Origin of the sequence: Nocardioides sp. CPCC 206348 (assembly GCF_048654705.1) — a bacterium.
Classification (GTDB): Bacteria; Actinomycetota; Actinomycetes; order Propionibacteriales; family Nocardioidaceae; genus Nocardioides.
The window spans coordinates 19508-28378 of record NZ_JBMCZA010000113.1 but is presented as its reverse complement, the minus strand read 5'-3'; the positions used below and the strand labels follow the sequence as shown (position 1 = coordinate 28378).

Annotated in this window: 8 protein-coding genes; 6 read left to right on the top strand and 2 right to left on the bottom strand. The window is 69.7% G+C overall.

Annotated features, from left to right (window positions below):
• The 5 genes from ACOADB_RS06895 to ACOADB_RS06875 all read left to right on the top strand — a co-directional run.
• On the top strand, positions 1 to 324 hold a 324-nt coding region (locus ACOADB_RS06895; protein ID WP_378597217.1), incomplete at its 5' end, for a dihydrofolate reductase.
• Between the two features lie 153 nt (positions 325 to 477).
• Complete coding sequence (locus tag ACOADB_RS06890; RefSeq protein WP_378597216.1) at positions 478 to 1506, top strand: hypothetical protein; 1029 nt, start codon at positions 478 to 480, stop codon at positions 1504 to 1506.
• Between the two features lie 104 nt (positions 1507 to 1610).
• Complete coding sequence (locus ACOADB_RS06885; protein WP_378597215.1) at positions 1611 to 2555, top strand: LLM class F420-dependent oxidoreductase; 945 nt, start codon at positions 1611 to 1613, stop codon at positions 2553 to 2555.
• A 47-nt stretch (positions 2556 to 2602) separates the two neighbouring features.
• The gene (gene dapA, locus ACOADB_RS06880; protein WP_378597214.1) at positions 2603 to 3490 is read left to right on the top strand and encodes a 4-hydroxy-tetrahydrodipicolinate synthase; all 888 of its coding nucleotides are present in this window, start codon (positions 2603 to 2605) and stop codon (positions 3488 to 3490) included.
• The gene (locus tag ACOADB_RS06875) at positions 3490 to 5175 is read left to right on the top strand and encodes a ribonuclease J (protein WP_378597213.1); all 1686 of its coding nucleotides are present in this window, start codon (positions 3490 to 3492) and stop codon (positions 5173 to 5175) included. The genes dapA and ACOADB_RS06875 overlap by 1 nt, the downstream gene beginning before the upstream one ends.
• A gap of 6 nt (positions 5176 to 5181) precedes the next feature.
• Here ACOADB_RS06875 and ACOADB_RS06870 read toward each other — a convergent pair whose 3' ends face one another.
• Both ACOADB_RS06870 and ACOADB_RS06865 read right to left on the bottom strand, forming a co-directional pair.
• The gene (locus tag ACOADB_RS06870) at positions 5182 to 5589 is read right to left on the bottom strand and encodes a heavy metal-responsive transcriptional regulator (protein ID WP_378597212.1); all 408 of its coding nucleotides are present in this window, start codon (positions 5587 to 5589) and stop codon (positions 5182 to 5184) included.
• Entirely contained in the window at positions 5586 to 6017 is a 432-nt protein-coding gene (locus tag ACOADB_RS06865) for a hypothetical protein (RefSeq protein WP_378597211.1), read from the bottom strand. Before ACOADB_RS06865 ends, ACOADB_RS06870 begins: the two co-directional genes overlap by 4 nt.
• A gap of 97 nt (positions 6018 to 6114) precedes the next feature.
• Here ACOADB_RS06865 and ACOADB_RS06860 point away from each other — a divergent pair, with 97 nt between their 5' ends.
• On the top strand, positions 6115 to 8727 hold the full coding sequence (locus tag ACOADB_RS06860; RefSeq protein ID WP_378597210.1) for an FtsK/SpoIIIE family DNA translocase: 2613 nt from the start codon (positions 6115 to 6117) through the stop codon (positions 8725 to 8727).
• The last annotated feature ends 144 nt before the right edge of the window (positions 8728 to 8871 follow it).

The window sequence follows — 8871 nt, the reverse complement described above, 5'->3', positions numbered from 1 at the left end:
CGTCAGACGATCGTGCTCACCCGCGACCCGAACTGGTCGGCCGAGGGCGTCCGGGTCGCGCACGACCTCCCCAGCGCACTGGCGCTCGCCGACGAGCTGCTCGTCGACAGCCCGCGCGGCCAGGTGATGATCGGTGGCGGCGCAGCGGTCTACACCGCCGCCCTGCCGTACGCCGACGAGCAGATCCTCTCCGAGATCCCGCTGAAGCCCGAGGGCGACACCCACTACCCGAAGTTCAGCCGCACCCGGTGGCGCGAAGGTCGCCGCGACCCGCGCGAAGGCTTCACCGTGGTGTGGTGGGAGCGGGTCTTCGCCTGCGGCTGACGGCTGGCGGGACCTGTCCCCGAGACGGGGCAAGTGGCTGTCCACGGATGCCGCGACCAGCCATCTGCCCGATCTCGAGCGGGCTGTGGAGAACGTCCGCCGCCGTTGGCGGAAATCGGGGACGGTGTCGGGGTGCCTCGTCGTACCCACCACATGACCCCGCCCGCGGTCGACCCGCACCGGCCGGGGCTGATGTGGCCGGTCGCCATTGATCCTGCTGGCATCACGGGACCGACCCGGGCCCAGGCCCGCGGCAGCAGTTGGCTCAAGGAGGCCCATGGTCTGTACCTTCCTGCCGGCCGGGATCCGTCACTGGCCGTCGACCAGCGCATCGTGACCGCGGCTGCCGTGACACCGACAGGTGGCGCGATCACCGGCTGGGCGGCTCTGCGTTGGGGCGGCGCACGGCACCTTGACGGCACTCGTGGTCGGACCGTTCTGCCGGTTCCGGTGGCCGTTCCGCCGTCAGTCTGCGACGGCAGGCCGGGCATCACCGTCAGCGCCGAGCGGCACTTGAGGTCCCCGTTGATCGAGGTCGATGGGCTGACGCTGTCGTCGTACCTGGCAGCGACGGCCTACGAGGTCTGCCACGCTCCGTCCCTGCTCGATGCCGTTGCCATGATCGACCGGGCCTGCGCTGCCGACCTGATCTCGTGCGATGAGCTCAGGGCATACCGGGTGGGGTTGGCGGGCTGTCGGTGGGTGACGCGACTGGACGCTGCTGTCGAGCTCGCCGAGGAGAACTGCTGGTCGCCGACGGAGACTGCGCTCCGCCTGTGCTGGAGGGGCATCGGGATGACCCACGTCGTCTGCAACCGACCAGTGTTCGCCCTCGACGGAACGTTCCTGGGGACACCTGACGTGCTGGACGTGGAGAGTGGAACGGCCGGGGAGTACGACGGCGCGCTCCATCTGGCCGGCCGCCAGCGGGCCAAGGACATCCGCAGGGAGGGGGTGTTCCGTCGTGCGGGACTCGAGTACGTCGAGATGGTGGCAGCGGACCTGGCCGACACCAGCGACTTCGAAAGGCGTTCGCTGGATGCGCGTGCACGCGCTGCCGCCCTGCAGCGGAACTGGACCGTCACACCACCTCCCGGCTGGGTGGAGACCCACACGGTCGACCGGCGCCGCGCGCTGACGCCCTGGCAGAGGAGCCGGTGGCTGCGGTGGCAGGCCTCCTGAGATCTCCGGGACGGGGCAAGTGGCTGTCCACCGAGGCCGCGACCAGCCATCTGCCCGATCTGGTCAGCCGGGCGGACCTTGATCGCGGCTGACAGGGTTGGCCCATGACTGTCGAACTCCGTGTCTTCACCGAACCCCAGCAGGGTGCGACTTACGACGACCTGCTGACCGTCGCGCTCGAGGCCGAGCGGCTCGGCTTCGGTGCGTTCTTCCGCAGTGACCACTACCTCCACATGAGTGGGGACGGCCTGCCCGGTTCCACGGACGCCTGGACGACGCTCGCGGGTCTCGCCCGCGAGACGAGCACCATCCGGCTCGGGACGCTGATGACCAGCGCGACCTTCCGCCACCCCGGCGTGCTCGCGGTCCAGGTGGCGCAGGTCGACCAGATGAGCGGTGGTCGCGTCGAGCTCGGCATCGGTGCCGGCTGGTTCACCGAGGAGCACACGGCGTACGGCATCCCGTTCCCCGACACCGGCGAGCGGTTCGAGCGGTACGCCGAACAGCTCGAGCTGGTCACCGGGATGTGGGCGACGCCCGTGGGAGATCGCTACGAGTTCGCGGGCAAGCACTACCAGCTCACTGACAGCCCCGCGCTGCCGAAGCCGACCCAGACGTCCGGGCACCGCGGCGGTCCGCCGGTCCTGATCGGCGGCAAGGGCGCGAAGAAGACGCCCGCGCTCGCCGCGGCCTACGCCGACGAGTTCAACCTGCCGTTCGTCGACGAGGAGTTCACGGCCCTGCAGTTCGGCCGGGTCCGCCAGGCAGCCGAAGCCATCGACCGCGACCCTGCGAGCATCATCTGGTCGAACGCGCTCGTCCTCTGCGTCGGGGAGGACGAAGCGGAGATCGCCCGCCGGGCGGCGTACATCGGCCGTGACGTCGACGAGCTCCGCGCCAACGGCCTTGCCGGGACACCGGCTGAGGTGGTCGACAAGATCAAGCGGTTCGAGGCCCTCGGCGCCCAGCGGATCTACCTCCAGGTCCTCGATCTGGGCGATCTCGATCACCTGCGCCTCGTGGCTGCCGAGGTCATGCCGCTGGTGTGAGGGACGGCGGCGAGGTCATCGGGCTGCTTGACGATAGGCTGGACACCATGACTTCTGCACCCTTCGGCACCGTGCTGACCGCCATGGTCACGCCGTTCCACGCGGACGGCTCCGTCGACCTGGATGCGGTGCAGAAGGTTGCCAAGCACCTCGTCGACAACGGCAACGACGGCATCGTCGTCTCGGGCACCACCGGTGAGTCCCCGACCACCACGGGCGCCGAGGACGGCGAGACGCTCGCGGCCGTCAAGGACGCCGTCGGTGACCGTGCGAAGGTCGTGGCCGGTGTCGGCACGAACGACACGCGCCACTCCGTCGAGCTGGCCCGCCAGGCCGAGAAGGTCGGCGCCGACGGCCTGCTGCTCGTGACGCCGTACTACAACAAGCCCAGCCAGGCCGGGGTGCTCAACCACTTCCGTCAGGTCGTCGAGGCCACCGCCGTCCCGGTGATGTTGTACGACGTCCCCGGCCGTACCGGCACCAAGATCTCGCTCGAGACCTACACCGCCGCGCGGCAGTGGGAGACGGTCACGACCGTCAAGGAAGCCACGGGCGACCTGGCCCGCACCGCGCAGCTCGTCGACCTCGGCTACACCGTCTACTCCGGTGACGACGTCAACACCCTCGGCTACCTCGCCTACGGCGCCACCGGCCTGGTGTCCGTGGTCGGCCACGTCGCGGGCGTCCAGCTCAAGACGATGATCGACGCGTTCCTCGCCGGCAACCACGCCGAGGCGCTGCGCATCCACACCGGGCTGATCCCGGCGTTCGAAGCGATCATGGGCGTGCCCAACTACGGCGCCACGACGGCCAAGGCCGCCCTGGAGCTGAAGGGCGTGCTCGACAACCGGCGCGTCCGACCGCCACTGCTGGCGCTCGACGACGACGAAGTCGCGGACCTCCGGGCCGGGCTCGTCGCGGCGGGCCTGCTCTGATGTCGCACGCACACCCGGAACTGTCGGCGCCGCCGGAGCTGCCCAAGGGCGGCCTGCGCGTCATTCCGCTCGGCGGCCTCGGCGAGATCGGTCGCAACATGACCGTCTTCGAGTACGACGGCCGGCTGTTGATCGTCGACTGTGGCGTGCTGTTCCCCGACGAGCACCACCCGGGCGTCGACCTGATCCTGCCCGACTTCACCGCCATCCGGGATCGCCTGGACGCCGTCGAGGCGCTGGTGCTGACCCACGGACACGAGGACCACATCGGCGCGGCGCCGTACCTCCTGCGCGAGCGCCAGGACATCCCGCTCGTCGGCTCCGAGCTCACCCTTGCCCTGCTCAACTCCAAGCTCCGCGAGCACCGCCTGCGCCAGACGCCGTTCTACACGGTCAAGGCGGGCGACAGGATCTCCTTCGGTCCCTTCGACCTCGAGTTCGTCGCCGTCAACCACTCGATCCCCGACGCGCTCGCCGTGGCGATCCGTACGGGCGCCGGCCTCGTCCTGCACACCGGTGACTTCAAGATGGACCAGCTGCCGCTCGATGGCCGGATCACCGACCTCCGCGCGTTCGCGCGACTGGGGGAGGAGGGTGTGGACCTGTTCCTCACCGACTCCACCAACGCCGAGGTCCCCGGCTTCACCACGCCCGAGAAGCGGATCACCCCGGTCCTCAACCAGGCCTTCCAGGAGTCGAAGCAGCGGATCATCGTCGCCTGCTTCGCCTCCCACGTGCACCGCGTCCAGCAGATCCTCGACGCCGCCGTGCTGCACGACCGCAAGGTCGCCTACGTCGGCCGCTCGATGGTCCGCAACATGGCCATCGCCCGCGACCTCGGCTACCTCCACGTCCCGCCGGGCGTGATGGTCGACGCGAAGCAGCTCGCCGACCTGGCGCCGGAGAAGCAGGTGCTGATCTCGACCGGGTCGCAGGGCGAACCGCTCAGTGCCCTGGCCCGGATCGCGCAGCGCAACCACCACTTCGTCCACCTCGAGGAGGGCGACACGGTCATCCTCGCCTCGAGCATGATCCCCGGCAACGAGAACGCGATCTACCGCGTGATCAACGGCCTGACCCGGCTCGGCGCCCGCGTCGTCCACAAGGGCAATGCCCTCGTGCACGTCAGCGGTCACGCCAGCGCCGGTGAGCTCCTCTACTGCTACAACATCGTCAAGCCGCGCAACGTCCTGCCGGTGCACGGCGAGTCCCGGCACATGCTCGCCAACGGCGAGCTCGCGAAGCAGACCGGCGTCGAGAACGTCGTCTATGCCGAGGACGGCGTCGTCGTCGACCTGGTCGACGGCGTTGCCTCGGTCGTCGGCAAGGTCGACTGCGGCTACGTGTTCGTCGACGGCCAGTCGGTCGGTGACGTCACCGAGTCCGAGCTCAAGGACCGCCGGATCCTCGGCGAGGAGGGCTTCGTCTCGGTCATCGTGGTCGTCGACTCCGTCAGCGGCAAGGTCTCCGCCGGTCCCGAGATCCACGCCCGCGGCCACGCGTGGGAGGACTCGGACTTCGAGAGCATCAAGCAGCCGATCCTCGATGCGGTCAACCGTGCGCTCAGTGAGGGCAGCACCGACACGTACCAGCTGCAGCAGATCATCCGCCGTACGATCGGCCGCTGGGTCAGCGGCACGCACAAGCGTCGGCCGATGATCATTCCGGTTGTCGTCGAAGCGTAGCGCCCGTCAGGCGGGCTGCGTGACCGGCTCGCCCCCGAGCGCACCGACGAGCGGGCAGGCGGCGTTCGGGTCGATGCACTGCTGGTCGAGCAGCCCGGCGAGTGCGCCGCGGACCCGCGTGAGGTCGGCGATCCGTTCGTCGATCTCGGCCAGCTTGGCCTGACCCACGCGGGCGATGTCGCCGGTGAGCAGGACCTCCTGCCCGGAGAGGGCGGTGAGCTCGCCGAGCTCGGCGAGGCTGAATCCGAGCTGCTGGCCGCGGCGCAGGAACCGGACGCGGGCGACCTCGTCGTCGGGGAACTCCCGGTAGCCGCCCGAGGTGCGTGAGGGCGCGGGCAGCAACCCGCGCCGTTCGTAGAACCGCACCGTGGAGACCTTCACGCCGGCCCGGGCGGCCAGTTCGGAGATGTTCACGTCGTGAGGGTACGGCGCTGCAGGGCCACCGCGACCGCAATGCCCTGCACGACGCCCCACACGGCCTCGGGCACGAGGAAGCCGACGATCACCGTGCTGGCGCCCTCGGCCAGTGCGACCACCATGCCGAGGCAGAACAGCGCCCGCGCCACCGTGTCGGCTGCGCCGACGAGCAGGGTGGGCCGGACGATCCGTACCACCGACCAGACGAGGACGAGCCCGCCCATCAGGCCGGCGAACAGGACGGTGAAGGGATCGTCGGCGTCCGGGAGCGAACCGCTCAGGTCGAGCTTGTCGTGGACGTCGGCGAGGGTCCCGAAGGTCGCCGCGGCGAGCCAGGGGAGGGCGAATCCGGTCGTCACGACGGCGTCGTAGAGGGCGGAGGCGCGGACGATGCGGAGGGCAGGGGAGTTCCCGGTGGAGGTCATGGCCCAACGGTCGACCCTGCACCATGGTGCAAGGTCAAGCCCGACACACCAGCCTGTGGTCCCTGTGGCTGGTGTGACTTGTGGGTAGGTTGTGAGCATGGCGACCCGTACGTCTTCCCCGACGGCGTCGCGCAGCCGGACCACCCCTTCCTCACGCTCGGGCGCGAAGAAGACAGCCAGCTCGCGATCACGTAGTACGACCAGCAAGAAGTCACCGGCCAAGAAGAGCGCGGCCCGGCGACCGGCGCCCCGCGCCGTGCGCAACGGACCCGGACCGGTGGCCCGGGCGTTCGTCGCGCTCGGACGCGGTGTCGCGGCGATCTGGCTGGCCTTCGCGCACGCCATCGGAGCGGTGGCCCGCGGCATCGGGCACAGCGCCCGCGAGATCGAGCCCGAGCAGCGCCGCGACGGCTTCGGCCTGTTGCTGTGCGGCCTGGCGCTGATCATCGCCTCGGCCGTGTGGTTCGAGGTCCCCGGCGGTGTCATGGACTTCACCCGCGCCGCGGTCTCCGGCACGGTCGGCAAGATCGGCTGGTTCGTCCCGCTCCTCGTCCTGCTCGGCGGCTGGCGGGTCATGCGTGACCCGGTCGGCAACGGTCCGGCCGGACGCCAGATCATCGGCTGGGCGGCCCTTGCCTTCGGCCTGCTCGGGATCGTCCACATCGCCAACGGCAGCCCCGAGCCCGTGCAGGGCGACACCTCCGCCCTTCGCGAGGGTGGCGGCGCCATCGGGTACGTCGTCTCGGCGCTCCTGCTCGACCTGCTGCGTTCACCGGCGCTCGTCGTGCCCCTGCTGGCCCTGCTCGCGTGCTTCGGTGTCCTGGTCATCACCGCCACGCCGCTGTACCGCGTGCCCGACCGCCTGCGCGAGCTCGGCGACACGCTCTTCGGCCGCCACCACGACTACGACGACGCGGACGCCACCCAGCCGATCCGGCTCAGCGACACCTTCGAGCGGACGGGCGACCCTGCCTACGACACGCCCCTGCTCGCGGAGGACGGGAAGAAGAAGCGTCGCGGCAAGAAGTCGGCCGACGAGCTCACCGTCGAGGAGTCGATGGCGCTCATGGAGCCGATCGACGTCCCGCTCGAGGACCCGATCGACCCGGAGGCCGGATCGAACGCCCTCATCGCCCGCAAGCTGGGACGTTCCCGCGCCGCGGTCGAGGACGACGGCGACGTCGAGCCGCCGCCGCACGCCGACCTGCCCCAGCGCGTCGAGCAGCTCGCGCTCTCCGGTGACATCGTCTACACGCTGCCGGACGCTGCGGCCCTCAAGCCCGGCGACCCGCACCGGTCGCGCTCGAAGGCCAGCGACGACGTCGTCGCCCGCCTCCAGACCGTGCTCGACGAGTTCAGCGTCGACGCCCAGGTCACCGGCTACACCCGCGGTCCGACGGTCACCCGCTACGAGATCGAGCTCGGCACGGGCGTCAAGGTCGAGAAGATCCTCGGCGTCCAGCGCAACATCTCCTACGCCGTCGGCTCCGAGGACGTCCGGATCCTCAGCCCGATCCCCGGCAAGTCCGCGGTCGGTGTCGAGATCCCCAACACCGACAAGGAGATCGTCTCCCTCGGCGACGTGCTCCGGTCCAACACTGCCCGTACCGACCACCACCCGCTGATCGCCGGCCTCGGCAAGGACGTCGAGGGTGGATTCGTCGTCGCCAACCTCGCGAAGATGCCGCACCTGCTGGTCGCCGGCGCCACCGGTTCCGGCAAGTCGAGCTTCATCAACTCGATGATCACCTCGGTCCTGATGCGGTCCACGCCCGACGAGGTGCGGATGATCATGGTCGACCCCAAGCGGGTCGAGCTGAACGCATACGAAGGCGTTCCGCACCTGATCACGCCGATCATCACCAACCCGAAGAAGGCCGCCGAGGCCCTCGAGTGGGTGTGCCGCGAGATGGACATGCGGTACGACGACCTGGCCAACTTCGGCTTCCGTCACATCAACGACTTCAACAAGGCCGTCCGTGAGGGCAAGGTCGAGGTTCCGGCCGCCAGCGAGCGCGTGTTGACGCCATACCCGTACCTGCTGGTGATCGTCGACGAGCTCGCCGACCTGATGATGGTGGCCCCGCGCGACGTCGAGAGCTCGATCGTCCGGATCACCCAGCTGGCCCGCGCGGCCGGCATCCACCTCGTGCTCGCGACGCAGCGGCCCTCGGTCGACGTCGTGACCGGTCTGATCAAGGCGAACGTCCCGTCCCGACTCGCGTTCGCCACCTCCAGCCTCGCCGACTCGCGCGTCATCCTCGACACCCCCGGTGCCGAGAAGCTGGTCGGCCAGGGTGACGGCCTCTTCCTGCCGATGGGTGCGTCGAAGCCGATACGCGTCCAGGGCTCGTGGGTCACCGAGAAGGAGATCGCGCAGGTCGTCAAGCACTGCAAGGGCCAGCTCGAACCCAACTACCGCGACGACGTCACCGCCCCGGCGGCCGCCAGCAAGGTCCTCGATGACGACATCGGCGACGACATGGACCTGGTCATCCAGGCGATCGAGCTCGTGGTGTCCACGCAGTTCGGTTCGACCTCGATGCTGCAGCGCAAGCTCCGCGTCGGGTTCGCCAAGGCCGGCCGGTTGATGGACATCCTCGAGAGTCGGGGCGTCGTGGGACCCAGCGAGGGTTCCAAGGCACGCGACGTCCTGGTCAAGCCTGACGAGATCGACGCCGTGATCATGACCATCCAGGGGGAGGCGTGAGCCAGATGACCGACAACCTCGACCAGACCGACGACCAGAACGACGACAACGACCGTTTGGGATCGACCGAACCCGACCTGGAGCAGCAGGTCGAGGTCCGGCGCAACGCGACCCTGTCCGCGCTCGTGGGTGGTCTCTCGGCCC